The organism is Verrucomicrobium sp. 3C, from assembly GCF_000379365.1.
Classification (GTDB): domain Bacteria; phylum Verrucomicrobiota; class Verrucomicrobiia; order Methylacidiphilales; family Methylacidiphilaceae; genus Methylacidimicrobium.
Genome location: NZ_KB901875.1, coordinates 930,707 through 955,084, shown reverse-complemented (window position 1 = coordinate 955,084; position 24,378 = coordinate 930,707). Strand labels below are relative to the sequence as shown.

Annotated in this window: 25 protein-coding genes, 1 tRNA gene and 1 riboswitch; of the genes, 14 read left to right on the top strand and 12 right to left on the bottom strand. The window is 61.4% G+C overall.

Features of this window, described 5'->3' with window-relative positions; all coding sequences use genetic code 11:
* The coding region (locus tag A37A_RS15955) for an IS200/IS605 family accessory protein TnpB-related protein (RefSeq protein ID WP_231363780.1) at positions 1-1,103 on the top strand (1,103 nt) is incomplete at its 5' end.
* Positions 1,104-1,123: 20 nt separating this feature from the next.
* Here the strand turns inward: A37A_RS15955 and A37A_RS19995 are convergent.
* Together A37A_RS19995 and A37A_RS15950 are read right to left on the bottom strand one after the other, a co-directional pair.
* Complete coding sequence (locus A37A_RS19995) at positions 1,124-1,318, bottom strand: hypothetical protein (RefSeq protein WP_155996481.1); 195 nt, start codon at positions 1,316-1,318, stop codon at positions 1,124-1,126.
* Positions 1,319-1,548: 230 nt separating this feature from the next.
* Positions 1,549-2,139, bottom strand: coding sequence for a lipid-binding SYLF domain-containing protein (locus tag A37A_RS15950; protein ID WP_018290495.1), 591 nt, complete (start codon positions 2,137-2,139; stop codon positions 1,549-1,551).
* A gap of 211 nt (positions 2,140-2,350) precedes the next feature.
* Between A37A_RS15950 and A37A_RS0105335 the strand changes: the two genes are divergently transcribed.
* Positions 2,351-3,763, top strand: coding sequence for an MBL fold metallo-hydrolase (locus A37A_RS0105335; RefSeq protein WP_231363779.1), 1,413 nt, complete (start codon positions 2,351-2,353; stop codon positions 3,761-3,763).
* Between the two features lie 94 nt (positions 3,764-3,857).
* On the opposite strand, the gene A37A_RS15945 is transcribed toward A37A_RS0105335, so the two are convergent.
* The 6 genes from A37A_RS15945 to thpR form a co-directional block, all read right to left on the bottom strand.
* Positions 3,858-5,360 (bottom strand): glycosyltransferase family 39 protein, encoded by a 1,503-nt coding sequence (locus tag A37A_RS15945; RefSeq protein WP_018290493.1) that lies wholly within the window; start codon positions 5,358-5,360, stop codon positions 3,858-3,860.
* Positions 5,361-5,637: 277 nt separating this feature from the next.
* Positions 5,638-6,237, bottom strand: a complete 600-nt coding sequence (locus tag A37A_RS0105325; protein ID WP_018290492.1) for a methyltransferase domain-containing protein — start codon at positions 6,235-6,237, stop codon at positions 5,638-5,640.
* The gene (gene purQ, locus A37A_RS15940; protein ID WP_018290491.1) at positions 6,215-6,946 is read right to left on the bottom strand and encodes a phosphoribosylformylglycinamidine synthase subunit PurQ; all 732 of its coding nucleotides are present in this window, start codon (positions 6,944-6,946) and stop codon (positions 6,215-6,217) included. The genes A37A_RS0105325 and purQ overlap by 23 nt, the downstream gene beginning before the upstream one ends.
* The gene (gene purS, locus A37A_RS0105315; protein ID WP_018290490.1) at positions 6,943-7,197 is read right to left on the bottom strand and encodes a phosphoribosylformylglycinamidine synthase subunit PurS; all 255 of its coding nucleotides are present in this window, start codon (positions 7,195-7,197) and stop codon (positions 6,943-6,945) included. Before purS ends, purQ begins: the two co-directional genes overlap by 4 nt.
* A gap of 11 nt (positions 7,198-7,208) precedes the next feature.
* On the bottom strand, positions 7,209-8,516 hold the full coding sequence (gene purB, locus A37A_RS0105310) for an adenylosuccinate lyase (protein ID WP_026195679.1): 1,308 nt from the start codon (positions 8,514-8,516) through the stop codon (positions 7,209-7,211).
* A gap of 47 nt (positions 8,517-8,563) precedes the next feature.
* Positions 8,564-9,130, bottom strand: a complete 567-nt coding sequence (gene thpR, locus A37A_RS0105305; RefSeq protein ID WP_020494051.1) for an RNA 2',3'-cyclic phosphodiesterase — start codon at positions 9,128-9,130, stop codon at positions 8,564-8,566.
* Between the two features lie 118 nt (positions 9,131-9,248).
* Here thpR and A37A_RS0105300 point away from each other — a divergent pair, with 118 nt between their 5' ends.
* Positions 9,249-9,626, top strand: a complete 378-nt coding sequence (locus A37A_RS0105300) for an NADH-quinone oxidoreductase subunit A (RefSeq protein WP_018290487.1) — start codon at positions 9,249-9,251, stop codon at positions 9,624-9,626.
* A gap of 2 nt (positions 9,627-9,628) precedes the next feature.
* Here A37A_RS0105300 and A37A_RS0105295 read toward each other — a convergent pair whose 3' ends face one another.
* From A37A_RS0105295 to A37A_RS0105285, 3 genes are read right to left on the bottom strand one after another with little or no spacing between them, the layout of a single operon-like run.
* Positions 9,629-9,970 carry a multidrug efflux SMR transporter gene (locus A37A_RS0105295; RefSeq protein WP_304412311.1) on the bottom strand — a complete coding sequence of 114 codons (342 nt, stop codon included), beginning with the start codon at positions 9,968-9,970 and terminating at the stop codon, positions 9,629-9,631.
* A gap of 11 nt (positions 9,971-9,981) precedes the next feature.
* On the bottom strand, positions 9,982-10,527 hold the full coding sequence (pyrE, locus tag A37A_RS0105290; protein WP_018290485.1) for an orotate phosphoribosyltransferase: 546 nt from the start codon (positions 10,525-10,527) through the stop codon (positions 9,982-9,984).
* Between the two features lie 5 nt (positions 10,528-10,532).
* Positions 10,533-10,895 carry a RidA family protein gene (locus A37A_RS0105285; protein ID WP_026195676.1) on the bottom strand — a complete coding sequence of 121 codons (363 nt, stop codon included), beginning with the start codon at positions 10,893-10,895 and terminating at the stop codon, positions 10,533-10,535.
* Between the two features lie 119 nt (positions 10,896-11,014).
* Here A37A_RS0105285 and A37A_RS0105280 point away from each other — a divergent pair, with 119 nt between their 5' ends.
* The 9 genes from A37A_RS0105280 to A37A_RS18170 all read left to right on the top strand — a co-directional run bounded on the left by A37A_RS0105280 (position 11,015) and on the right by A37A_RS18170 (position 21,150).
* The gene (locus A37A_RS0105280; protein ID WP_018290483.1) at positions 11,015-11,656 is read left to right on the top strand and encodes a MarC family protein; all 642 of its coding nucleotides are present in this window, start codon (positions 11,015-11,017) and stop codon (positions 11,654-11,656) included.
* 209 nt (positions 11,657-11,865) lie between these two features.
* Positions 11,866-12,993, top strand: coding sequence for an anthranilate synthase component I family protein (locus A37A_RS15935; RefSeq protein ID WP_018290482.1), 1,128 nt, complete (start codon positions 11,866-11,868; stop codon positions 12,991-12,993).
* A gap of 18 nt (positions 12,994-13,011) precedes the next feature.
* Positions 13,012-13,977, top strand: a complete 966-nt coding sequence (hprK, locus tag A37A_RS0105270) for an HPr(Ser) kinase/phosphatase (RefSeq protein ID WP_018290481.1) — start codon at positions 13,012-13,014, stop codon at positions 13,975-13,977.
* Between the two features lie 8 nt (positions 13,978-13,985).
* Positions 13,986-14,309 carry an HPr family phosphocarrier protein gene (locus tag A37A_RS0105265; RefSeq protein WP_018290480.1) on the top strand — a complete coding sequence of 108 codons (324 nt, stop codon included), beginning with the start codon at positions 13,986-13,988 and terminating at the stop codon, positions 14,307-14,309.
* A gap of 79 nt (positions 14,310-14,388) precedes the next feature.
* Positions 14,389-16,143: a phosphoenolpyruvate--protein phosphotransferase gene (gene ptsP, locus A37A_RS0105260; RefSeq protein WP_018290479.1), complete on the top strand. Its 1,755-nt coding sequence runs from the start codon at positions 14,389-14,391 to the stop codon at positions 16,141-16,143.
* A 12-nt stretch (positions 16,144-16,155) separates the two neighbouring features.
* The gene (locus tag A37A_RS0105255; RefSeq protein WP_018290478.1) at positions 16,156-16,902 is read left to right on the top strand and encodes a nucleotidyltransferase family protein; all 747 of its coding nucleotides are present in this window, start codon (positions 16,156-16,158) and stop codon (positions 16,900-16,902) included.
* A gap of 10 nt (positions 16,903-16,912) precedes the next feature.
* The gene (locus A37A_RS15930; protein WP_018290477.1) at positions 16,913-18,262 is read left to right on the top strand and encodes a hypothetical protein; all 1,350 of its coding nucleotides are present in this window, start codon (positions 16,913-16,915) and stop codon (positions 18,260-18,262) included.
* Positions 18,259-19,629: a UDP-N-acetylmuramoyl-L-alanine--D-glutamate ligase gene (murD, locus tag A37A_RS15925; RefSeq protein WP_018290476.1), complete on the top strand. Its 1,371-nt coding sequence runs from the start codon at positions 18,259-18,261 to the stop codon at positions 19,627-19,629. The genes A37A_RS15930 and murD overlap by 4 nt, the downstream gene beginning before the upstream one ends.
* A 198-nt stretch (positions 19,630-19,827) precedes the next feature.
* Positions 19,828-21,150 carry a c-type cytochrome gene (locus tag A37A_RS18170; protein ID WP_018290475.1) on the top strand — a complete coding sequence of 441 codons (1,323 nt, stop codon included), beginning with the start codon at positions 19,828-19,830 and terminating at the stop codon, positions 21,148-21,150.
* 24 nt (positions 21,151-21,174) lie between these two features.
* Here the strand turns inward: A37A_RS18170 and A37A_RS0105235 are convergent.
* Positions 21,175-21,246: transfer RNA gene (locus A37A_RS0105235), tRNA-Lys, on the bottom strand.
* 129 nt (positions 21,247-21,375) lie between these two features.
* On the opposite strand from A37A_RS0105235, the gene folE2 reads away from it, so the two are divergent.
* Positions 21,376-22,191, top strand: a complete 816-nt coding sequence (folE2, locus tag A37A_RS0105230) for a GTP cyclohydrolase FolE2 (RefSeq protein ID WP_018290474.1) — start codon at positions 21,376-21,378, stop codon at positions 22,189-22,191.
* A 59-nt stretch (positions 22,192-22,250) separates the two neighbouring features.
* Positions 22,251-22,390: riboswitch (TPP riboswitch) on the top strand.
* Positions 22,391-22,443: 53 nt separating this feature from the next.
* Positions 22,444-24,366, top strand: a complete 1,923-nt coding sequence (gene thiC / locus A37A_RS0105225) for a phosphomethylpyrimidine synthase ThiC (protein WP_018290473.1) — start codon at positions 22,444-22,446, stop codon at positions 24,364-24,366.
* Positions 24,367-24,378 lie beyond the last annotated feature (12 nt).

Below are 24,378 nucleotides of genomic sequence, written 5' to 3'. Positions count from 1 at the left end.
GGAGCAGCCAGTTCTTCGTGCTCGGGTCGAAGGACGAGACGGCGGGCAACCAGTCCTGCCAAGCAGTCGCCCCGGACGGCAGCCTGCGGCTGCGGTTGCGGCTGCCGGACGGATTGGGCGGGCCGAGCAGGCATCTGGTGCTCGAGGGCGTGCGCTTCGCCTACGGACAGGAAGCGATTCTCCAGGCGCTCTCCGCCAGCCGGATCGTGACCGCGCAAACCAAGACAGGGAAACTCGTCCGCGAGCGGGAGGGATCCGCGGTGAGCTACCGCTTCGTGCGGGACCGATCGGGGTGGCGGGTGTTTGCGAGCGTCGAGGCGCAACCTGTTGCCCTGGTGACACGCCGCCTTGCCGGCGCGGTCGGCCTCGACATCAACGAGGACCATCTGGCGGTAGCCGAAACGGAGCGCTTCGGCAACCTGGTGAGGATTCGCCGGCTTGGATTGAATCTCTATGGCAGGAGCGAGGAGCAGGCGAAAGCCGCGATCGGCGATGCGTGCCGGGAGATCGTCCGGGCCTGCACCGAATCGGGCAAGCCGCTCGTGATCGAGCGATTGGATCTTTGCAAGAGGAAGGTCGAGCTTGAGTCGGTCGATCCCGTTCGGGCTCGCTCGCTCTCTTCCTTCTCCTACGCCAAGGCGATCTCCATGCTCAAGGCGGCTTCTTTTCGTGCCGGAGTTGAAGTGATCGAAGTCAACCCGGCCTACACTTCCGTGATCGGCGCGGTGAACCACGCTCGCCGTCATGGTATCGGTTCTCACCAGGGCGCGGCCTATGCCGTCGCCCGGAGAGGATTGGGTCTATCCGAGCGACCGTCCGTGCGGGAGGCAATCGTGCCGACCCGCAATGGCGGTTATGTCACCTTCGTCCTACCCGTGAGGAATCGGACGAAGCATGTATGGTCGTTCTGGGCGGGCGTTCGGAAGAGGCTCAAAGCGGCGCATGCAGCGCATGCCCGGTCGGGAGCCAATCGACTGCCTCCCGCGCCTCTGTCCCCGAAAGCGCGGGCATTGGGCGCTACCCGGGCTTTGCCGGCGGAACCCCGGCACGCGAACCGTCGGCAGCACTGTTCGGCCGGCGTCCTGGACGATCTACCCTGGTAGAGGAATGCTTGTCTATGGTTTTAGGAACGGTCCCACTTCCCCCACTGGCCGATCCCCGCCGCTTCCATCAGCGTCTTTGAGACCGGAGTGACCGCCCTAGGCGTATCGACCACGTCCATGGGGACGGCGTAGGCGGATGAGCAGCTTCCCGGCAGGATGCCCGCCGTCCGAGGCTTCGACCTGGACGGTGGGGAGAGTCGTGGCGGTGGAGACATCGTTAGGAACGTTTACGGCCTTTGCGCACAAAGGAGGGAGAGCGAGAGCAATAAACAGGATCGCAAGACGGAACGGAGAGCGGCCGCACACGCACATTTATGATGCGGATAACTCACTACCATATATTCGCCAGAGGGAAATCCCGCCTTCCTGCGGTAAAAAGAAAGCGGGCTTCCTCGATTCCAAGGAAGCCCGCTAAATCCCTTCTCCAGCTTCTATTTTGTCGACCCTACTTCCGGTAAGGCGCATTGAGCGCGCTAATGAGCTCCTTCGCTCCAGCCGGGGGCTCGACCTTGCGCTCCAGGATCTCCCGGGTTGTCACCTTCTTCCCGTAATACTCTTTGTCGGTACCCCGATCGGGCTCGACGCTACTTTCCTTGAAGGCGACCGCGGTCCAGAAGCCCTTCTTCCGGGTGTAGACATAGACCGGAGCAACCTTGTGGTGCTTCACCTCTTGTTCCGAGGTGGGTCCGGCAGCGACGGCGAGATCAACACCCAGCTTGAACTTGTGTCCCTTGGCAAAATGCTCGACGGCTTCGGGCGTGTTCAAGATGAAGAGAAGCTGCTCGGTTTCCGCTCCCACCTCGAGGCCAAAGCTCATCCCGCCGCTCTTCATGGCCGCTGGGCCGGACCAGCCATGAGCGGTCTTGGCCATAACCAAGCCTTTTCCGGAGGAGAAGCCGAGGATGAACCCTTCTTCCTTTTTCCTGAGATAGGCGAGGCCCTTGGCATGTTCCAGCACGGAGTGCGGAATCGTCTGCGTGCTCCTGCTCTTGAAATGATGAACGTCCTTGGTGGCGCGGTTGACGGTATCTTGCATATCTCATGCCGCCCATCCGGATGTGGCAATCGAGAGGAAGCCCAGCACAGCGACCGCTGCGGGCAGAAAGCGTGTAGGTGGTTTCATTGGATGAAGTTGTTAGCAGGCGAGCCAGAAAAAGCAAGCACAGGGAAAAAAATTGTTGGAAACGCAGCATCCCCTCCTTTCGATTGACAGGCCGAAGCATCCGCCATCTATTGAGCTTCCGGGAGTGGGTCGCGGATGGCCCGGCTTCTACCATTTACTGTTCGTGAAATTCACCAACTTGACCCGCGCCAATGAGATCGGCGCTAACTCCTACCTTCTCGAGTTCGATGGCGATGGGAGGATCATCCTCGATGCAGGGTTGCACCCGCGGAAGGATGGGGAGGAGGCCATGCCGAACTTGGGAGCCGTCGGAGAGCGGCCTGCGGATGCCCTGATCGTGAGCCATGCGCATCATGACCATGTTGGGTCGCTCCCTCTCTTTGTGCGCCGCCAGGAAAAGATGCCGGTCTACTTGAGCGAGGCCACCTACCTCCTTGCAGAGCCACTTCTGCACAATTCGGTCGAGGTCATGCTCAAGCAGAGAGCTTCGTTAGGAATTACGAGTTACCCACTCTTCACCCACAAGGAAGTCGATCGGGCCGCGAAGTCCTATCGAATTTGCCGGGCCGGTTACGAATGCTCGATCGACGGCGAATCCGCACCCAAAGGGGGGCCACTGAGCTTCCGCCTCTACCCAGGTGGGCATCTTCTCGGGGCGGTTGGGGTGCGTTTCCGTCATCGGGATCGCCAGATTCTCTATACGGGGGATGTGAGCTTCCAGGAACAGACGCTCATGCCGCCTGCGGATTTCCCCTTGGATGGAATTGACACCCTCATCATCGAAGCAACCCGCGGAGGGAAGGAGACGCCCGAAAATCAGAGGCGGCCGATGGAGATCGAGCGGCTGATCTCATCGATCCAGGCTACGTTTCGGAGGGGGGGGTCGGTCCTCATTCCGGTCTTTGCCCTGGGGAAAACTCAGGAACTTCTGGCCACCCTCTACTTGGAGCAGAAGGCGGGACGGCTTTCCCGATGCCCGATCACGATCGGGGGTTTGAGCCGGAGCTTCACGCAGATCTACGACCGGTTGGCAAGCCGGTCTTTCCGGCGGCATCCCGGATTGAGTCTCTTGGGCGATGTGGCTCCGACTGTGCTGGATGGCCGGACGGTTCGTCACCTCTCCCCCAAGCCGGGGGAGATCTACCTCGTCTCCTCGGGGATGATGACCGAGCGCACTCTGTCCAACATCCTGGCCCAGCGTTTCCTCCCCGAGGAACGCCATTCGATCCTCGTTGTCGGCTATTGTGACCCGAATTCTCCGGCTGGACAGCTCTTGCAGACCTCGCGCGGCAATCTCGTAGCCCTCGATTCTGAATCGCCTCCCCGACCGCTCCTCTGCGAGGTGGATCAGTTTGACTTGACCTCGCACGCCATTCGAGAGGACCTCCTCGCCTACATCTTTCGGTTGAACCCCCGGCTTTGCGTGCTCGTTCACGGGGATCCGCCGGCGCTTGCCTGGTTCCAGGAGCGGCTCAGGGAGGAAAGACCCGGCATCGAGGTGGTCGTGCCTCCGCCGGGAGAGTCCTTGGATCTTTAGCCTGTTTATCTCGCAAGCGTTCTCCTGCGGCTGGCAAAGCGGGCTTGGATGCGAGGCGCGGCGCCTCGACAACGAAATATGTGAGAAATGGCGGCTAGGCGTCTCCCGGCTTCCGAAGAAGCCAGAAGCGGAAGTACTCGATGCTCCGGTCTTTCCATCGCCGCCAGGCCCCTCCCAGACATTGAGCCTCGGGAAATTCGCGGAGCAACGCCGTGGGCACCGTTCCCTCGGTTTCGCTCGAGACGTAGAGGGCGCTGGTGCCCCGTGTGGGATGGTAGCCCGGCCAGACGGCAAACTGTGTTCCCGTCCTCCGGAAGTTGGGCACGAAGACCTCTCTCCCATGGGTGTAAAACGAGAGTTCGCTTGCGACCGCATAATCATTCGCGATCCAGAAATCCGGATGGCAAGCGGCTGCCCGTCGTTCGGCTTCCTGGGAGATCTCCGCCCAGCCCCGCGCGCGCAGAAGCGGGTCTTTCCGCCCGAGGAGACCGGAGCCAAGCCCGTGGAGGAAGGCGGTTTCAACCAGGGCCAGGGCCAGGGCGCCACCGACGAGGAGCGGGGCCCATCGGCTACGGCGAGCCTGGTCACCCCAATAGGCCACGGCCGCGAGGAGCGCGGCGGAAGAGGCGGTCACGGTCCAGTTCGCCTTGGCGGCCTGATGGAGGCTCAGGACCGCATAGAAAACGAAGACGGGAGAGAAAAGCCAAGCCAGGAAGAGAGAAGGGGCTGCCGGCGAGCGATCCCGGAAGCCGACCGCCGCTGCCCAGAGGAGGCCGAGAAAGACGAGTGGGGAGAGGGTGAGCGCCTGCTCCGTCAAAAACTGCGCCATCTCCTTCGGTTCGATGGTGAAGGGCTCTTGCAACGCGCCTCGGTGGAGGAGATGGGTGATGGTCGCCCCGCCATGAACTGCGTTCCACGCCAGGAAGGGCAGAAGACCTAAAGCTGCAGAGCCGAGCAGCAGGAAAAAACGGCCTGAGAGGAGGCGCGAACGAGTTGTCCGGCGGCTCAGCAGGAAGAGAGCAAAGGAAAGCGGCTCAAACCAGTTGACGAACTTCGCCGCGAATCCGACGGCGACCGCCAGGCCCGCCGCCGCCCAGGGCCAGAGGGCGGGATTCTCGAGCCCCTCCCAAAAAAGAGCGGCCGCCAGGAGCCAGAAAAATACCGATGGGGAGTCGATGGTCATCAGCACGGATCCGACCGCAAAAATGGGGATGATCGTGGCAACCGCTGCCGTGGCCACGCCGCACCAAGAAGAAAAGAGCCACTGACCGAGCCGATAGAAGAGCCAGCCGGTTCCTACCGAGAGAGCGACGCTGGGAAGACGAACCCCGAGAACGGAGTCTCCGAAGAGAGCGGTACTCACCCCGATCAGCCAAGCGACGACCGGCCCTTTGGTGACATAGGAGAAAGCGGGGTGCTTTGCCCAGAGCCAGTAGTGCGCTTCGTCGGGCAAGAGATCGAGAGTGGCCGCATAGCGAAGGCGCAGGAGAGCCACGATCAGGAGGCCCGCGGCCATTGTCCAATCGAGGCGGGTGCGAGGGAAGAAGAGAGGCCAAGAGGGAGGTCTTTCTTTCGCCTCCCGCGAGTCAACGTCCATTCCTCCCCGTTCCCTTCTAGCCTGCTTGTCTCACAAAGTTCGTACCCGAAGCGCGGCGAATGGGCCTGGATGCGAAGCGGGGCGCCGGTTTCCCCCCGGAGCGGTAGGACGACAACCTGCGAAAAGGGCCAAAAACCCAAGGCCCAACGAAGCAGCCGGGTCCATTTCGCAAGCCGCAGGAGAATGCTGGTGAGACATCTAGGCTAGGTCGCGTCGTCGCGCGAAGAGCGAGGTGGGAAGAGAGAAGGAACATACCGATCGGAAGACGGCGAGCTCTTCAGTCTTTGCGCGTGAGCAGACGGAGGATTTCCTCGCCCTCCCTCCCCGGGTAACAGCATGAGGGGAGCCATTCGGCCTCGATGAGGAAGCGAGGGGAGAAAAAGGAATCCAACTCGTCGAGCGTAAAGCTGTAAGGTGGGGGTTCCAGAGGTCCCGTAGCGAGAAAGAAAATGCCGAGGAACTTCCCGCCGGGTCTCAGTGCCCTGTGGGCCGACCGGACATAATCCTCTCTCCTTTCCGGCGGGATTGCGCAAAAGCAGGTATGCTCCCAAATCAGGTCGAAGGCTCCGGAGAGCTTCTCGGGAAGGGCGAGGAAGTCGGCGTTCTCATACTCCACCCGTGGATGATCTCCATGGCTGCGCGCCTCCGCAAGGGCGATGGGCGCGAAGTCGATTCCCACCGCGTCCCAGCCATGCTCGGCTAGGAGTCGAACATCATGACCATGCCCGCAGCCGGGGACAAGAACCCGGCCCGTCCGTGAAAGACGCAAGAGGGCTTCCTCAAGGGCGGGGGAGGGTATGCCTCGATTCCAGGGAGCGTCGCCCATGCGGTATCGGCTCTCCCAATAGGCGGGATTATCCAGCGGCGCTGCGGGCATAGGTCGCTCCTGGCTCAGCCTCAAGCGGAGTCGAGGCGAGGGAACGAAAGAGCCTGAGCCCGTCGGTCGAGGCGAGAAGGGGCTCGCAAGCCCGCTCCGGATGCGGCATCAGCCCGGCTACGTTCCCCTCTTCGTTGCAAATTCCGGCGATATTCGCGACGGAGCCGTTGGGATTCGCTTCCCTAGTCCGCTCGCCATGAACGTCGCAGTAGCGGAAGAGGATGGAGCCGGATCGCTCCAGCCGGTCGAGCGTCGATGCATCGGCGTAGTAGCGCCCTTGGCCATGTGCGATGGGCATTTGGACCACTTCTCCGGAAGCAAAGCTCCGGGTGAAGAGGCAGCAGTTGTTCTCCACGCGCAAGTGAGCCGGATGACAATGGAAGAGGCCGTCGGCGTTGGTCAGCAGGGCACCTGGAAGGAGCCCTGCTTCGCAGAGAATCTGGAAGCCGTTGCAGATTCCGAGGACCAGCAGGCCGGAGCGGGCGGCTCTCCCAACCGCTCCCATGATGGGAGAGAAGGCCGCAATGGCTCCCGACCGGAGATAGTCGCCGTACGAAAATCCTCCAGGGAGGACGACAGCATCCACCGGAGGCAGATCCTGTTCCTCGTGCCAGATCGCGATCGCCTCCTGCCCGAGGACCTTTTGCATCACGAAGAGACAGTCCCGATCGCAGTTCGATCCCGGAAAGACGACGACACCCCATCTCATGGAACCCCTTCGATGTGGAGCTCGAACTCCTCCACCACGGGGTTGGACAGGAAATCCCGTGCGATCGTTTCCAGCCGGGAACGGATCTCCGTCGGATCTCCCTCGCCCGGCATCTCGATCTCGATCTCCTTCCCCACCCGCACCCGATCGACGGCGGCCAGTCCGAAGTGGCCTAAGGCATGCCGAACCGCCTCTCCTTGCGGGTCAAAAACGGTCCGCTTTGGGAGAATCAAAACGCGGGCTCGGATCATTCGAACGCAATCTACGGTTCCGGTGGCTCCAAGCCAACCCTTTTAAAGGTGTCGCGGACGTAACGGAAATAGTTCTCCAGGGAGCAAACCTGGTCGATCTCCTCGGGGGAGAGAAGTTGGGCGATTCTTGGCGTTTCGCGGAGGTAGGCGGGGAATGGCTCCTTCCCTCGCCAGCATCTCATCGCCGCCTCCTGGACCAGCTCGTAGGCGTCCTTGCGCGGCAAACCTTTCCGGACAAGGGCGAGGAGGACTCCTTCCGAGGCATAGAGGCCCTTGGATTGGGCGAGGTTTTCCGCCATCCGCTCGGGGTAGACCGACTGATCGGCCACCAGCCGGTCCAAGATCGCGAGCATGTAATCGAGGAGGGTGGTCGCGTCGGGAAAGATCACTCGTTCGGCGGAGGAGTGGGAAATGTCGCGCTCATGCCAGAGTGGCACATTCTCCATCGCCGCCATGGCGTATCCGCGCAGGAGACGAGCCAGGCCGCAAAGCCGCTCGGCAAGGATCGGGTTCCTCTTGTGCGGCATCGCGCTGCTCCCCTTCTGCCCCGCCGTGAAAGGCTCTTCCACCTCGAGAACCTCCGTTCTCTGCAGGTGGCGAAATTCGACGGCCCACCGCTCGACGCTGCTGCCAATCAGGGCGAGGGTCGCAGCCAGATAGGCATGCCGGTCCCGCTGGATGATCTGGTTGGAAGCGGGGGCGGGAGCGAGTCCGAGCTTTTGGCAAACCTCCTCTTCCACCGCCGGATCCAGATGGGCATAGGTGCCGACCGCGCCGGAAAGCTTCCCGACTGAAATCTGCTCCCGAGCGGCGAGGAGCCGGTCGGTCGCGCGGCCGAACTCATCGTACATCAGGGCCAACTTCAGGCCATAGGTGATTGGCTCCGCATGGACCCCGTGCGTGCGGCCAATCATCGGAACGAAGGCATGCCGGCGCGCCTGCTCTCCGATCGTGATGCGGAGGGAGAGCAGGTCTTGATGGAGAAGATCGCAGGCTGCGCGAAGCTGGAGGGCGAGCGAAGTGTCGAGCACATCCGAGGAAGTGAGGCCATGGTGAAGCCAGCGGCCCGCATGCCCCGCGTGAGAGGCGATCTCCTCCAAAAAGGCGAGGATCTCGTGTTGGGTCTGCTCCTCTCTCTTCTGAACCTCGGCCAGGGAGAAGCGCACCCGCTGGCGAATCTGGGCCGCTTCTTCGGCCGGGACGCGGCCGAGGCGCGCCAGCGCTTCGACGGCGAGGAGTTCGATTTCCAGCCAGATCTCCAGACGGCGAGCTTCGCGCCAGATGGCCCGCATGGGCTCCCGACTATATCGTGCCAGCATCTCTTCCTCCGTACGGACTTCTCCGGGAAAAAACAAGAGGAGTTCGCTTACGCGGGCGCTGGCAGAGCCCAGGAGGCCAGTCGCGTGTAGCGGCTGCCTTCGGGCAGGGTCTCCGAGGAGACGAGCGTCATCTCTCGAACCGGCCAATCGAACGCTTCCGTAAGGTGCCGCAGCACGACCGGGTGCCTGCGTCTTGTTTCGGGAGCGCACGGCAGAACCACGTGTCGCGCCAGAGTAATGTGTGGGGAGAAGCGGCGCCTTTCCGCGTAGGAGAGCCCAAGGGGGGAGAGCCCTTCTTGGAGAGACCGGACGAGCTGATCCAGGGAGGGGGAGACGACGTTCGGGGCAAGCCAGAGGAGCCCCTCCTTTCCGGCAGGCTGAAAGAGCAGACGGTCGAGGTGGAGAACCATGGGCGGGAGCGGGCGCTCTACCAAAGAGCAAAGGGCGCCGACCCGCTCCTCCTCCACCGAGGGAAGAAAGGCAAGGGTGAGATGGATCTTCTCCGGCGCAAGCCAGCGGGCGGAAAAGGCCAGCCCACGGACGTCCGCCAGGTTCCGAAAAAGGATCTGTTCCTTTCGGGAAGGCCAGAGGGCAAAGAAAAGGCGCAGGCGCATTCTACCTCTGATGTTCCCCGCCCTCGTCCGGCTGGCTCTCCCTCTTCCCGGCAGCCGAAGAAAAAACGGGCTTCCCCAAAGGGGGGCTTCCCCGTAGGCTGAAGTGCGGAAGCCTACCATGAATCTTGACTACGTCCCAGTCCTATTACAGACGGTGATCGCGGTGGTCGTCGCCGTCTCGATGCTCGGAGGAGCGATCTTGATCGGCCAGCGAGGACGGCGAACTCCCGCCAAGGACACCGCCTACGAATGCGGCAAGGATCCCATCGGCCCGACCAATCCCCGCTTCTCGGTCAAGTTTTACATGGTGGCGATGCTCTTTATCCTCTTCGACATCGAAACCGTCTTCTTCTTCGCCTGGGCGGTCGTCTATCGCCAGGAGCTAGCCAACGGACCCCAGATCCTCTTTGCCATGCTCTTCTTTCTGGCCGTGCTGGGAGTCGGCTTGGTTTACGAGCTGCGCAAAAAGGCGCTCGACTGGACCCGGCACGGATGAGGCTATCCTCGTCCCGCTTGGAGCGCAGCGACGCCGAGAATGATGCAGGAGACTCCGAAGATCTTCTGCCAGTGGATTGCTTCTCCCAGAAGAAGAATCCCGATGATCGCCGCAAGGGCGGTGCCCGCCCCCGCCCACACCGCGTAGGCGACTCCCATTTCGAGGCTCTTCATTGCACGAGCCAGGCAGAGAAAGGCACCGCCGTAGAAGAGGATCACGAAGGCGGCGGGAATGGCCCGGGTGAAACCCTGCGAGAGTTTCAGGCAGGTCGTGCCCGTCACCTCGAGCAGAATGGCGCCAGCCAGGAGCCACCAACCGGGCGAATGCATCAAAACCTCCTTCATAAAAACCTCCATTAAGGGCGAACCGCGGGAATGCTTTGGAGATCCTCGGGCAGGCGATCCGGCGGGAAGACCTCGATCGGCAGCCGGAGGAGGGAAAAAAGGGGCACTCCGAAATCCACCGGCTTGGGACTGCGATCGACCAGGCAGGCGACGGCGATGATCCGTCCCCCCGCGTGCCGGGCGGCTTGCATGACCTCCCGAACCGCTCCTCCGGTCGTCACGACATCCTCTGCGACGAGCAACGCTTCCCCGGGAGTGATCGTGAACCTTTGCAGAACCAACCGGTCTCCTGCCTTTTCGGTGTAGATGTGCCTTCGGTCGAGGTGGCGAGCCAGCTCCTGGCCAACGGGGATGCCTCCCAATGCTGTGGAAAGCACGGTCGGGAACGAGAGGTCTCGGACTCGTTCGGCGAGGATCCCGCAGACCTCCGAGGCCAGTCGGGCGTGCTGCAGGAGGAGCGCACATTGGAGAAATTGCCGGCTATGAAGTCCCGAGCGAAGGAGGAAGTGTCCTTCCATGAGAGCCCCGGTAGTGCGCAGCCGTTCCAGGAGATCCATAGGCGTTAGCGGTGCGCGATCGCTTCGATCTCGATCCGACTCTCCCGGGGGAGCCGGGAGACCTCGACGACGGTGCGTGCGGGCCTTGGTGTCGGAAAGAGCCGCGCATAGACCTCGTTCATCGCGGCAAAGTCGTCGAGATTGGCGAGAAAAACGGAGGTCTTGACGACGTGGGAGAGGGTCAGCCCTTCTCCCGCCAACACGGCTTCTAGGTTCCGGATGGCCTGTTCGGTTTGCGCTTCGATTCCGGAGGGAAGCAGGCCGCCGGCGGGAGGGAGCGGGAGCTGCCCGGAAACAAAGCAGAGGTCCGCAGCCGCGATTCCGGGGGAGTAAGGGCCGATTGGCGCAGGGAGCCCCGATGGGATCACGGCTTTCTTGGGTGGCATTCCGGCTATTGAGGCTGAGGGCTCCTCCTTTGACAAGCAATTGATTTGCGGCTTGCGCGACCCGTTACCCGTAGCGAGAGTGAGACCTGAAAGAGAGATCGATGGTGGGCATCAGCGCGCAGAAAATTGGGCAAGACGCGTTGATCTTCTTTGCGACGGTCAACCCCGTGGGAGCCTTAGGCTTCTTCTTCCAGCTCACCGCGGGCTTTTCCGATTCCGAAAGAGCAGTAGTGGCCCGACGGGCGGTTCTCTATGCGGCGCTGGTCTTGGTCGGGGCGGTTGTCGTTGGCCAGCTGCTCTTGGAGGCGATGCACGTGCGCGTTGCCTCCTTTCAAGTGGCGGGGGGGACGATCCTTTTTTTGTTCGCCCTCCAGATGATCTTTGGGCGTCATGAAGATGCGAAGGCAACCAAGGGGCAGGACCCGGCGATTTTTCCCCTGGCGATGCCGGTGATTGCGAGCCCGGAGGCCATCTTGGCCGCCGTCCTGCTAACGGACAACGATGTCTATCCTATCCCGGTCCAGGCGGTCGATGTGGGCCTATTACTCGGCATCTTGCTGATCACCTATCTCTTCTTGGTCGCGAGTTCCCGCATTTCCTGGCTGCTTGGAGGAGGCGGCATGGCCCTGCTCGTGCAAGTTACGGGCCTTGTCCTGGCCTCTCTTGCCGTGGAGATCGTGGCGCAGGGGATTGCCGCTCTCCTGGCGGCGAACGGTGCTGCGGCCGTCCACACCAGTTGGTAAGCCTTGCCTGTAAGCCCGCATGTCTCCCAAGCGTTCTGCTGCGACTTTCGTAATGGATCTGTCTCTTTCGTTGAGACTTGGTTTTCCCTCCTCGCGGTCTGTCGTCATAGGGCTCCGGGGGAAAACCGGCGCCCGGCCTTGCATCCAGGTTCATTCTCCGCGCCTCGGGTACGAACTTTGTGAGACAGGCATGCTCGCAGCCGCAATCCATGAGCACGGAGAATGAGTATGGTTTCGCGCCTCTCTGGGGATGGGGAGGCTTTTTGGTGGGAGAGGCGCCGGACGAGGTCGTGCGCGGACGGCGCGAGGAGTGGGAGCGACTGAGAGCGACGTACCTAGCCCATGCAGGAAGCGGACCCTCTCCCTCCTCCGGGGGGCTGATGGGTACGGTCTCATTTGACGGGGGCTTTCGCTTTGGAATCTACCGGCGCTGGACAAGGAGCCGCGCCCCTTGGCTGGAGGCGCCTTGGCGGAGACATCAAAGGAATGTGCATCCTCTTCCCCGCCTTCTCCCCCCCGCCTCCTCCCGGACGGGACGTAAGGAGTTCGTCGCGATGGTCCAGGAGGCGCAGGAGTATATCCGTTCTGGAGACATCTACTTGGTCAACTTGGCCCGCCGTCTCTGCTGGAAGCTTTCTGCGGATCCCTTCCGTCTTTGGGAAGCCCTGCTTGGGCAGGACCGGCCGCCGGGAAAGGGTTTCCTCCGGACGGAGAACGGCTGGCTGCTCTCCGCTTCCCCCGAGCTTTTCCTGAGAATTCGGGGAAGACGCATCGAAACGCGCCCGATCAAAGGCACCCTGGGCCGCTCCGAACGGTCAGGAGCCGACTCAGCGCTGCCGCTCCAGAAAAATCCGAAGGAGCGAGCAGAACTGCTGATGGTCACCGACGTCGAGCGAAACGATCTGGGACAGATCTGTCGCTTTGGCACCGTCCGGGTAGGCCGCTTTGCGGCGGCGACACGCCACGCCCATCTTTGGCATCTCCATTCTTCCATCGAAGGCGTTCTGCGACCAGAAATCGATCCCGTGAGCGCTCTCTTCGCCTGCTTGCCCGGAGGATCGATCACCGGAGCGCCCAAACGGAGAGCCGCCGAAATCCTCTGCCTCCTCGAGCCGGAGCCGCGAGGGCTCTATACGGGCGTCTTTGGGTACATTGGCTTTTCGGGAGACGCCGCCTTCACGATGACGATCCGTTCCTTGGAAGTGGCGTCCGAAACGATTTCCCTTTCGGTCGGCAGCGGAATTACCATGGATTCGAACGCCGAGGCGGAATACGAGGAAACCTGCCTGAAAGCAAGAGCATTGGAGAAAGCATTGCGTGCGTATGTGGCGGGCTAGCCTGCCGGGGATGCGGAAATGAGGAAAGGCGAGAGCGCGGCGGGATCGTCGCCGCGGGTCACGGCGAGAGATTTTTTCGCGCAGCACGGAACGGCGCTCGACGGAAAGCTCGTTGCGGGACAGTCGGGGTTGGGGCGGATGATCCAAGAAGGCTCGGTGAACCGCCCGGGGCTTCAGCTTGCGGGATATTTGACGAATTTTGCCTGGCAGAGAGTCCAGATCATCGGAGCGGGGGAGACCTCCTACTTGAGGAGCCTGCCGGCCGACGAGGCTCGTCGGCGAGTGCGGGCGATCTTTCTTCGAAAGATCCCCTGCTTGATCGTCTCTCGCGGCATGGTACCCCCTGACTTTTTGTTGGAGGAAGCGGAGGAGAGCGGGACGCCGCTCTTTCTTTCGAGGCTCCATACGATGCGGCTGATCAACACGGTGACCATCTGCCTGGAGATGGATTTCGCCCCGCGCATCAACGAGCAAGGCAGCATGGTCGACATCCAGGGGATCGGGGTTCTGCTCAAAGGGACGAGCGGGGTTGGCAAGAGCGAGTGTGTTCTCTCCCTGATTGCCCGAGGCTATTCTCTGGTTGCAGACGATATCACGACCATCTTTTGCCTGGAGGGACGGGAGCTGGTGGCTCGAGCGCCCGACATTAGTCGGTTTTACATGGAGGTCCGCGGAATCGGCATCATCGACGTGACAAGCCTCTTCGGCTTGAAGGCCATTCGGATGGAAAAGCGGGTCGATCTGGTCGCCACGTTGCGGGAATGGAAGCCGGGCGAGGAGATCGAGCGAGTCGGGCTCGATCAGGAAGAGTATGAAATCTTGAACGTTCGCATTCCGCATGTTACCGTTCCCGTTCGTCCTGGAAGGGATCTGGCAACCCTGGTCGAGGTGGCAGCTCTTGACCAGAAGCTTCGAGCAATGGGGCACAACGCCGCACAAGAATTTAACAACAAGCTCACGAAGCTCACGAAGAGGAAGCAGTAGCGAGGGCCATGGAAAAGGGAACCGCCGGCAACGCGGGGGAACCGGAGGGGGACACGATAGCGGAAGCCGAGGCGGAGGTTGTGATCCGCAACAAGCTTGGTCTCCATGCTCGTCCGGCCGCCATGTTCGTCAAGGTCGCCAACCGCTTTGCTTCGAACATTCAGATCGAAAAAGAGGGGGAAGTCGTCAACGGCAAGAGCATCATGGGGGTGATGATCTTGGCCGCGAACCAGGGATCTCGCCTGAAGGTTTCCGCAAAAGGGCCGGATGCGGCGGCGGCGGTGGTAGCGCTGTGCGATCTCGTCCAGAGAAATTTCGATCAGGAAGGCTAGCTTTCTCCAGGCGGGAGGTTCGTCGTGCCTTCCCCTTCTTTCGCCGGGAACCTTCTTCTTTTCCCCAGAAAGCCCTTTCATGAGCGGCCGAGCAGAGGAATGCTTCGCGGGCATGGCGGCAGCCCCCGGCGTTGGAGTCGGTCCGGGGTTTGTCGTTCGCGGGGATCACGAGTTTGTCCGGCGGCGCCCCATCGAGCTATCTCAGATACCAGTGGAGCTGGAGAGGCTGGAGATCGCCCTCCTGAAGACTCGGGAGGAGCTCTTGCAGGCCAAGGCGGAGCTCGTTCGCTCCTGGTCGCAGGCAAGCGATTCCCTCTTCGAGGCCCATCTCCTGGCCGTCGAGGACCCCACGATCCTCGAGGCGGTGAGGAGACGGCTCGAGTTGGAAAAGATCTGCGTCGAGGCCGCCTACCAGGAAGTGATTCGTTCCTTCGTCGAGCAGATGCAGCGCATCGACGACGCCTACCTGCGGGAGAGAGCGCTCGACGTTCGCGATGTCGGCAAGCGGGTGCTTCGCAACCTGAGAGGGGACGAGAACGTGAGCTTCGGCCTGGATCAACCTAGCGTGATCGTCGCCGACTCTCTTCTGCTCTCGGACCTCGTCTCTCTCGATCGCCGGCTCTTGCTGGGATTGGTGACTGAGGAGGGGAGCCAGACCTGTCATGCGGCAATCCTGGCGCAATCTCTGAATATCCCGGCCGTGGTGGGAGTCCACGATGTTTTAGATCAAATCGAGGACCAGACCGAGGTCTTAGTCGATGGTTTTGCCGGGGTCGTGATTCTCCGGCCATCCGAGGAGAGAAGAGCCCAGGCCCAAGCCGAGCAAGCCCGCTTCGTCGCGCTGACCCGGGAGGCCCGGGGCAAGCAGGGTCCCGCCGTCACGACCGACGGCCAGCAGGTGCGAATCTCGGCCAATGTAGAGCTTCCGGAGGATCTGCCGCTCATCCGGGAGAACGGAGCCGATGGGGTTGGGCTCTACCGGACCGAGTTTCTCTTCCTTCGTTCCGAGAAGGGTCCCTCCGAAGAGGAGCAGCTTGCTCTCTATCAGGAGGCCGCGGGATGGGCGAAGCCGCACCAGCTCGTGATCCGCACGCTCGACGTGGGCGGAGACAAGCTCCTCCCTTGGCTCTCCGTGAGAGCCTTGGAAAGAAACCCTTTCCTCGGATTCCGGGGGATCCGGCTCTCGCTGCAAACGCAAGAGATCTTTCGCACGCAGCTTCGCGCGATTCTGCGCGCGTCGAGCCAAGGGAACGTCGCTGTCATGTTCCCCATGGTGACTGACGTGAGCGAATTCCGCCGGGGTCGCGAACTGTTGCGGGAGGTTCGTCAAGAGCTCATGGCGGAAGGGCGCGAACTCGGGGAGGTGCCTTGCGGAGTCATGATCGAAACACCGGCTGCGGCTCTCATGGCGGATCTGCTTGCCGAGGAAGCGGATTTTTTAAGCATCGGAACCAACGACTTGGAGCAGTACACGCTAGCCGTCGATCGGCTCAACGACCGGGTTTCCTCTCTCTATCCGAGCCCCCATACGGCTGTGCTTCGGCTGATTCAGCGCGTGGTCGACGAGGCCAGGAAGCGCGGGCGCCCGGTGGGCGTCTGTGGGGAGATGGCAAGCAATCTTGCCTTGCTGCCTTTTTTTGTTGTGCTCGGCGTGGAAGAGCTGAGCATGGGTTCCGTCCTCATTCCTCGGGTGAAGACGGCCGTCCGGCGCATCCGCGCCGTCGACGCCCGCGAGGGGGTGAATGCCGCCCTCTTGCGGAAAGAGGCCCCGGAAGTGCTGGAAGAGTTAAACCGGCTGGCGGAGCACTTTTATCCCGAGTTGCTCGCCCAGTAGAAAAGGAGGACGATGCGTATATTGATTCTGGCGGCAGGATATGCAACCCGGCTTTATCCTCTCACTCTCCATCAGCCCAAGCCCCTGCTCCCCGTGGGGGGGCGGCCCATCCTCGAGCATATCCTCGATCGGGTCTCTTCCCTGGAGGAGTCGGCTGACTGCGTCGTCGTCACCAACCACCGCTTTGCGGAGGCTTTCGCCGCCTGGGCGAAGCGGTACCGCGCCATCCGGCCGGATCTCCATCTCCGGATCGTTGACGACGGATCGACTTCCGAAGCCGATCGCCTTGGCGCTCTTGGCGATCTCGCCTTCGTAATCGAGAGCGAGCGGATTTCCGAAGATCTCCTCGTGATCGCGGGAGACAATCTCTTCGATGCGCCTCTCTCCGATTTCGTCGCCTACGGACGGCGGATCGGCAAGCCCATCGTCGGTGTTTACGATGTGGGCGATCTGGAGGCGATCCGCCGCTACAACAACATCCGGCTGGATGAAGAGGGACGTGTCGTCTTCTTCGAGGAGAAGCCGAAAGATCCCGAAGGGACCCTCACGGCGATCGCCCTCTACTACTTTCCTCCGGAAACGCTGGCTGACCTGCGTCAATACCTAGAGGAAGGAGAGAGTCGGGATCAGCCCGGACGATTCATCGAATGGCTCTGTCGGCGTCATCCTGTCTTTTCGTGGCGGCTCCCGGGGAAGTGGTTCGATATCGGCGATTTCCAGATGCTCGAGACAGCCAATCGCGCTTTTGCGGAGAGTTAGTCGGCGGAACATGGCTGGGGCTTCGAGAACGGGGTGGCGGCGCTTTGCGGAACTTTGCTACGAAGGGTTCCGTTACCGGGTTCGCTCGAACCGGCTATCCGTCTCCTTTTCCTTCCGCCTGGGGGATTCCTTGGTGTTTCGCCCGCGCAGTTCCTTTCCGATCGCTTCTCCTCCGCCAGCGAAGGAGATCTTGGATCTGCTCGTTTTTTCCCTGGGCTTGATCGAGCTGGTGAGCTACTGGAAGGCGGCTTGTCCTTCGCGGATCCGGATCGAGGCGGGGTACTTGTCGGACGAGCAGATTGCCTGGTGGAAGCGGCTCTACTTCCGGGGACTCGGTGAGTTCTTCTTCCGCAACGGCATCGTCGTCACCGAAGAAGAGTTCGTGGAGATCCGGGCTGAGGGACCACGCCATGCTCCCTTTCTCCGGCGCGATTGCGCCGGAACCCTCGTGCCAGTGGGTGGCGGAAAGGATTCGCTTGTGACCCTCGACCTGCTGCGTTCGCGAGGGCAGGAGCCGGCGACCCCCTTTCTCCTCAACTCATCCTGGGAGCAACGGAGCACGCTTGCTCTCTTTGGATTGCCGAACTCGCGCACGGCGGGAGCGCGACGCACGATCGATCCCTTGCTTTTGGAGATGAACCGGCAAGGGTTCTGGAACGGGCATACCCCCTTTTCCGCTCTTTTGGCCTTTGCGGCGCTCCTGACGGCTGTCGCACTCGGCAAACGATGGATCGTTCTTTCCAACGAAGCGAGCGCCGACGAGCCGACCATTTTAGGGACCGGAATCAATCACCAATATTCGAAGAGCTTTGCCTTCGAGCGCGACTTTGCGGAATACGCGGCCCGTTGGGTGACGCCGAGCGTGGGCTACTTCAGCCTCTTGCGTCCATGGAACGAGCTGCAGATCGCTGAGCGTTTCGCGCGCATTCCCGGAGCGCTGGAACGTTTCCGGAGTTGCAGCTCCCCTGGTCGGGTCTGGTGCGCCCGCTGTGCAAAATGTCTCTTTGTCGCGCTGATTCTCTCCCCTTTCGTCGAAAAGGGGAGGCTCGACACGATCTTCGGCCGGGAGTTGCTCGAGGACCCTTCCCTCGCGCCGCTCTTCCTCTCCCTTTTGGGCGGGGAGGGAAGCAAGCCGTTTGCCTGCGTCGGAACGACGGCCGAGTCCCGGGCGGCAGCGGCAAGACTCGCGCGCCAGCCTCGACCCCCTCTTCTGGTGAGGCTCGCGAAGGAGCGCGGCTTTCTGGAAGGTGGCGTTCTCTCGATCGAGGAGCTATTGGCTTCCTGGAATCCCAATCATGGCGTTCCGCCCGAATTCCTGCCCCTGCTTCACGCCTCTCTGCCCGTTCCGGTCTCTCCATGAGCGATCCTCTCGAGCTTCCGCGCTTTCTTGAGGGCAAGAGGATCCTTGTCTGGGGCTTGGGTCGGGAGGGAAAGGCGACCATCGATCTCCTTCATCGTTTTCTTCCCGGGCAGCCGTTTGGCGTCGCGGATCGGAGTCCTCAAGCTTTGCAAGCGGCCGAACTCGCCGCATTCCGCGTTGACCGGTATGAAGAGGCCGAGGCGTTGCGGCGGCTTCCGGAATTCGACCTCATCCTCAAGGCGCCCGGGATTCCGACGCGCCATCTCGCCCTGGACGGACGGGCGGCCAAGGTGAACGGCCAAGCCGACCTCTTCCTGCGATTCGCACCTTGCCCGGTGATCGGCGTCACAGGAACCAAGGGCAAGAGCACGACAGCATCTCTCCTGGCCCACATCTGCCGTAGCGCGGGCCGAAAGACCTTTCTGGTCGGCAACATCGGCATTCCGCCGTTTGCCGTCTGGGGCGATCTCGACTCCGAATCCGTCGTGGTCTGCGAACTCTCCTCCTATCAGCTCGAGTTCGCCCGATGCTCTCCGCACATCGCTCTTTGGACCAACCTCTACCCCGAGCACCTCAACTTTCACGGGAGCTTCGATGCCTACGCGCGCGCGAAGAGCGGGATCGCCCGCTGGCAATCCAGAGGGGATTTCCTGATCTACTCCGCCGATGAACCGGCTCTTGCGGATCGATTGCAAAAGAAAACGGATGCGGGCGCGGGCAAACGCATCCCCTATCGCGGGCCAGAGGAGCTGTCGGGGATCGATTTTTCCCACTTCCGGCCGCTGGGGGAACACAATCGCAAGAATGCGGCAGCCGCTCTCTTGGCGGCAAAAGTCTTAGGCATCCAGCCAAGCGCCATGCAGGAGGCGATCGACTCCTTCTTCCCGCTGCCCCATCGCTTGGAGCCTGCGGGCATGGTTCGGGAGATTTCGTTTTACAACGACTCGATCTCCACGGTCCCTGAGTCCGCCCTGGTGGCGCTTGCGGCCCTTCCGAGCGCCCGGACACTCATCGTGGGCGGACAAGACCGAGGGTTGCCGCTCGAAGGCTTTGCGCGCTCCTTGGTGAAGGTCCGATCCTTGCGGACCATCATCCTGCTTCCGGAGACCGGTTCCCGCCTCGGGGAACTCCTTCGGAGAGTGGTTCCTCCGTTTGCCGGGACTCTGCGCTTTGCGGAAACGCTGGAAGCCGCGGTTCGTATCGCTCTCGTCGACACCCCGGAGGGAACATGCTGCCTCTTCTCGCCCGCCGCTCCCAGCTACAACGCCTTTCGCAACTTCGAGGAGCGTGGCGACCATTTCCGGACCTTGGTTCGCGAAGCGGCCAGGGGAACGCAAACAAGAGTCGGGAACGATCCCGCCCCTTGAGGACAGGGCGGCTTGCGGCAGGGCATCGCCGGCTGGATGCGTTGCGCGGAGGTTGCTTTCTCTTGCGATTTTCCTGACTCTTTGCGTTGCTATCTCCAGACGTGGTCGCAAAAGCCGTCTCCGGGCGTGCGAGAGGGCATCCATTCACGACTTTCGCGCCTGCAGGAATGATCTGAAACTAAACCGCATACGATTCAAATGAACGCGGGGATCATTCTGGCGATGTTCGGCATCACGCTGTGTATCCAGGCATGGCTGCTGGGCAGGCCTTCCGACTTTAGGAAAGATGTTCTGAGTAAATTACACTCCGTCCAAGTCAGGCCCTACACATATCTAAAAGTGGCCGGAGGCCTGGTATTGTCTATTACGGTGATTTCCGAGTCGTTGACTGCCATCGACCTTGGGGTTCCATCCCCGAGTTTTGATAGCTTTAGGTATTTTGTCCTAGCAGGGTTAATTTTTTTCAGAGTCGGGGTTCCCGCTGGCGTGACTTTCTCGTATCTGGTGAGTCAACTGAAGCACCGCATCCATGAACCAATCTGGCGCGAGCATCGTGTCATCCGCGGCGTACTGCGCGCCATTGTGACTAACCTGATATTCGCGGCGAGCATTCCCACTTTTATGGTCGCGGTCAGCATCCTCGCCATAATGATTTCGGGGAAATCCTATCCACCTCCGGAAGAACTTCTGAAGCGGGTTGCTGTATTTACGGTGTTATTCATTATCCTCGGGATCTGCTTTGGGACCGCATTGCTGTTTGCGCTTGTGGCAGATAAAGTGCCCGAGTGGCTGAGATGGTCGTTTGTCATTGCATTGCCAATTCTCCTGATCCTCCCGATGATGACTTCCTTGCTCATGATCCCGCAGCAATTTGGAGGATTTCGAGGACGACTTGTTAAGCTCTATATCGACTCTTTCCCAGGTGAGGGTATCGTAAAGGCTTTTCAGGATTACTCCGTGTCCGCAAAAGCGAAGTATAACCTCGTCTCCGGGGAAAAGAAGGGATTGGAGGGAGTATGCTTGGTGGACGAGACCGGGGATACCTTATACCTCATGCCTTTTGATCCCGAGAGGGGCATGACGCCCGACGGTGCGATCTTCGGACGAGGAGTGATCGGCGTGCCCAGAATCTCGGTCCGTGGGATCATCTACGGCAAAGACGTCTGCCCCAGCCTGGGGGAAGTACTCTACGGGCATAACTGTGCGAGCTGCCACGGAGAAGCGGGCAAAGGGATACCAGGGGCCGTTCCGGGTCTGGTCGGTTCAGAGTTGGCTGCCGGAGGTTCGGAGCGGGCGGTTGTCATCGTCCTGAACGGGCACAAAGGACCGGTCAAGGAGCACTCGTGCCCCAGGAGGATTGCGGTGGACGGTTGGGAGGAAGCGAGTACGCGTGCCGTCGCGGATAATCGAGTCGCCGCGCTTCTCACCTACATCCGCCAGTCGTGGGGCAACGACGGGAAACCGGTCACCTTCCATGACGTAACGACGGCCCGCACTCACGAAGAGAGCCAGGGGCGGTAGGTCTTCTGCGACGCCGGGGAACCGTGGGCAGGCAGGGATTCGAACCCTGAACCAAGTGCTTAAAAGGCACCTGCTCTGCCGTTGAGCTACCTGCCCGGCGGTAAATTAACCGGGGGGGAGAGGGCGCTCCAAGTGAAAAGCGCGCCCCGCTTTGCCGCGGATGGGGGAAGAAAGGCGCTTTGCGGCAGCCCGCAAAGTGAGTACGATAAGAAACCTTTTTCTCCCATGAAAAACCAAGACCGTGGAATGCTTCTCGTTGACTGCCAGAGCCAGCAGGATCACCGGCGTATCCGGATCGACCGCGTTGGCGTTAAGGGACTGCGCCATCCGATCGAAGTTCGAGATCGAAGCTTTGCGACGCAGTCGACGGTGGCGACGGTCAGCCTTCTTGTGGATCTGCCCCATCATTTCAAAGGAACCCACATGAGCCGCTTCGTCGAGGTGCTCAATGCGCATGGGCGGCTCATTCATGTCAGGAACCTCTTCTCCATTGTCCACGCACTACAGAAGCGGCTCGACGCCGAGGTAGCCCATTTGATCATGGAGTTCCCCTATTTTCTCGAAAAGAAGGCCCCTGCAACCGGGGCCGAGGGGCTGGTCGACTACCAGGTGCGCTTTGAAGCCGCCGCGTGCGGTGCCGAAACCGATTTCGTGATGACCGCAATCATTCCGGTGACGACCCTTTGCCCCTGCTCGAAGGCGATCAGCGATCGCGGCGCTCACAACCAGCGCGGGTATGTGACCGCGTCGATCCGGTCCGGTGAGCCGATCTGGATCGAGGAGCTCATCGAGATCGTGGAGAGCTCGGCGAGCAGTCCGGTCTATTCCCTCCTCAAGCGTCCCGACGAGAAGTTCGTCACCGAGCACGCCTACGACCACCCGGTCTTTGTGGAAGACTTGGTGCGCAATGTCGCGGTCCGCTTGAACTCCCATTGCGACGTCCTCTGGTATCGAGTCGAGGCCGAGAACATGGAGAGCATCCATAATCACGCGGCCTACGCCTTGGTGGAGAAGCATTCCGGCGATAACGGCGGAGGTTGACCTTTCCCAACCGTGGATCGCTGTGCGGTTGCAAATGGCGACGGATCGGTTAAGATCCATCCATTGGCGCGGGGAGCCGGAAACGGCTGAGAGGCGATTCCCCAAATGGCGACGTGCAGGACCACGCCGCCAAGGGAGTGGCGACCCGAAGAACCTGATCCGGGTCATGCCGGCGGAGGGAGTGGCGAGAGCGGTAGTTCGCGTCACCCGGATTCGGTTTCGGCTCCTTCCGTATTGGCCAGGGAGAACATTATGATACCGAATCGTCAGCGGTCGGAAGGATCGCCTCTTCTCAATCCGGAAGCGCTGCTCTCCTACTTCCCGCAGTCGGAGCGCATCTACGTCTGCGGAGCGAATCCCGGTGTGCGGGTCCCGTTCCGGGAAGTGCGTCAGGAACCGACTCGTTTGGTAGACGGAGGCCGGGAACTCAACCCGAACGTCCGTTTTTACGATACATCCGGGCCCTATTCCGACCCGGAGGTGGCGCTGGAGCGCGGAAAGGGCCTTCCCGCGATCCGACTTCCCTGGATCGAGGCTCGCGGCGACAGCGAACCCTACGACGGCCGTGCGTCTGAGCCGATCGACGACGGCTATCTTTCCTGGCCGCACAAGGAAAGGGAGGAGCATCGCAATGGAATCTCCTCCGGGACGCCCCCTCCTTCCTTTTTCCGACAGCCGCGGCGGGCGAAGCGGAACGCCATCACACAGTTGGCTTACGCGCGGCGAGGGATCGTGACTCCGGAGATGGAGTTTGTTGCGATCCGGGAGAATCTGGGCCGGGAAAGACGTGCCTCCGAAGAACGCGACCGCGAGGCGATCTCCTTCCAATTGCCCGGGGCTCCTCTGGGAGCGCGCATTCCGCGTTGGATCACCCCGGAGTTCGTTCGGGACGAGATCGCAGCCGGCCGGGCCATCCTGCCCGCCAACGTCAATCATCCCGAGAGCGAGCCGATGATCATTGGGCGGAACTTTCGAGTGAAGATCAACGCGAACATCGGCAACTCGGCGATCGGCTCCTCCATCGAGGAAGAGGTCGAGAAGCTAGTCTGGGCGATTCTCTGGGGAGCGGATACGGTCATGGACCTTTCGACCGGAAAGAACATTCACCGCATCCGGGAGTCGATTCTCCGGGCGAGTCCCGTGCCCATCGGTACCGTGCCGATCTACCAAGCCCTGGAAAAGGCTGGAGGGAGACCCGAGGAGCTTTCCTGGGAGATCTTTCGCGACACCCTGATCGAGCAGGCGGAACAGGGAGTCGACTACTTTACGATCCATGCGGGTGTCCTCCTTCGCTATGTGCCGCTCACGGCTCGCCGTCGCTGCGGCATCGTGAGCCGGGGAGGCTCGATCTTGGCCAAGTGGTGCCTCGCCCATCATGAGGAGAACTTCCTCTATACCCATTTCGAGGAGATCTGCTCCATTCTGCGGATCTACGATGTGAGCGTCTCGCTCGGAGACGGCCTGCGGCCGGGAGCCATTGCCGATGCCAACGACGAAGCGCAGATTGCCGAGCTTCAGACCCTTGGGGAGTTGACCCGGATCGCCTGGAAGCACGATGTGCAGGTGATGATCGAAGGACCCGGGCATATTCCGCTCCAGCTCATCCAGGAGAACATGGATTTGGAGTTGCGCCACTGCTGGGAAGCTCCCTTTTACACGCTTGGGCCGCTCACCACCGATGTTGCGCCCGGTTACGACCATATTACGAGCGCCATTGGTGCCGCGTTGATCGGCTGGCAGGGCTGCGCCATGCTCTGCTACGTCACGCCGAAGGAGCATTTAGGGCTTCCCACGCGCGACGATGTGCGTGCCGGAGTCGTCGCCTACAGGATTGCGGCTCACGCGGCCGATCTGGCGAAAGGGTTCCCAGGGGTTCAGGAGTGGGACAATGCGCTGAGCAAGGCGCGATTCGAATTCCGCTGGAACGACCAGTTTGCCCTTTCCTTGGACCCGGCCATGGCCCGCTCGCTCCACGACGAGGCCCTGCCGCAGGAAGCCGCCAAGAACGCCCACTTTTGCTCGATGTGTGGACCCCAGTTTTGTTCGATGAAGATCACAGAGGATGTGCGCAACTACGCTCGGGAGCAGAAGATCTCACCGGAAGCGGCGCTCGCGCAAGGATTGCAGGAGAAAGCGGACGAGTTCCGGAAGAGCGGAGCCGAAATCTACCCCTGACTCCGCTTCTCG

Bases quoted from the DNA above. Each gene is read 5' to 3' on its own strand.
- A37A_RS19995 (WP_155996481.1), bottom strand. From the start codon at position 1,318: ATGTCTCCACCGCCACGACTCTCCCCACCGTCCAGGTCGAAGCCTCGG.
- A37A_RS15950 (WP_018290495.1), bottom strand. From the start codon at position 2,139: ATGCAAGATACCGTCAACCGCGCCACCAAGGACGTTCATCATTTCAAG.
- A37A_RS15945 (WP_018290493.1), bottom strand. From the start codon at position 5,360: ATGGACGTTGACTCGCGGGAGGCGAAAGAAAGACCTCCCTCTTGGCCT.
- A37A_RS0105325 (WP_018290492.1), bottom strand. From the start codon at position 6,237: ATGCCCGCAGCGCCGCTGGATAATCCCGCCTATTGGGAGAGCCGATAC.
- purQ (WP_018290491.1), bottom strand. From the start codon at position 6,946: ATGAGATGGGGTGTCGTCGTCTTTCCGGGATCGAACTGCGATCGGGAC.
- purS (WP_018290490.1), bottom strand. From the start codon at position 7,197: ATGATCCGAGCCCGCGTTTTGATTCTCCCAAAGCGGACCGTTTTTGAC.
- purB (WP_026195679.1), bottom strand. From the start codon at position 8,516: ATGCTGGCACGATATAGTCGGGAGCCCATGCGGGCCATCTGGCGCGAA.
- thpR (WP_020494051.1), bottom strand. From the start codon at position 9,130: ATGCGCCTGCGCCTTTTCTTTGCCCTCTGGCCTTCCCGAAAGGAACAG.
- A37A_RS0105300 (WP_018290487.1), top strand. From the start codon at position 9,249: ATGAATCTTGACTACGTCCCAGTCCTATTACAGACGGTGATCGCGGTG.
- A37A_RS0105295 (WP_304412311.1), bottom strand. From the start codon at position 9,970: ATGAAGGAGGTTTTGATGCATTCGCCCGGTTGGTGGCTCCTGGCTGGC.
- pyrE (WP_018290485.1), bottom strand. From the start codon at position 10,527: ATGGATCTCCTGGAACGGCTGCGCACTACCGGGGCTCTCATGGAAGGA.
- A37A_RS0105280 (WP_018290483.1), top strand. From the start codon at position 11,015: ATGGTGGGCATCAGCGCGCAGAAAATTGGGCAAGACGCGTTGATCTTC.
- A37A_RS15935 (WP_018290482.1), top strand. From the start codon at position 11,866: ATGAGCACGGAGAATGAGTATGGTTTCGCGCCTCTCTGGGGATGGGGA.
- hprK (WP_018290481.1), top strand. From the start codon at position 13,012: ATGAGGAAAGGCGAGAGCGCGGCGGGATCGTCGCCGCGGGTCACGGCG.
- A37A_RS0105265 (WP_018290480.1), top strand. From the start codon at position 13,986: ATGGAAAAGGGAACCGCCGGCAACGCGGGGGAACCGGAGGGGGACACG.
- ptsP (WP_018290479.1), top strand. From the start codon at position 14,389: ATGAGCGGCCGAGCAGAGGAATGCTTCGCGGGCATGGCGGCAGCCCCC.
- A37A_RS0105255 (WP_018290478.1), top strand. From the start codon at position 16,156: ATGCGTATATTGATTCTGGCGGCAGGATATGCAACCCGGCTTTATCCT.
- A37A_RS15930 (WP_018290477.1), top strand. From the start codon at position 16,913: ATGGCTGGGGCTTCGAGAACGGGGTGGCGGCGCTTTGCGGAACTTTGC.
- murD (WP_018290476.1), top strand. From the start codon at position 18,259: ATGAGCGATCCTCTCGAGCTTCCGCGCTTTCTTGAGGGCAAGAGGATC.
- A37A_RS18170 (WP_018290475.1), top strand. From the start codon at position 19,828: ATGAACGCGGGGATCATTCTGGCGATGTTCGGCATCACGCTGTGTATC.
- folE2 (WP_018290474.1), top strand. From the start codon at position 21,376: ATGAAAAACCAAGACCGTGGAATGCTTCTCGTTGACTGCCAGAGCCAG.
- thiC (WP_018290473.1), top strand. From the start codon at position 22,444: ATGATACCGAATCGTCAGCGGTCGGAAGGATCGCCTCTTCTCAATCCG.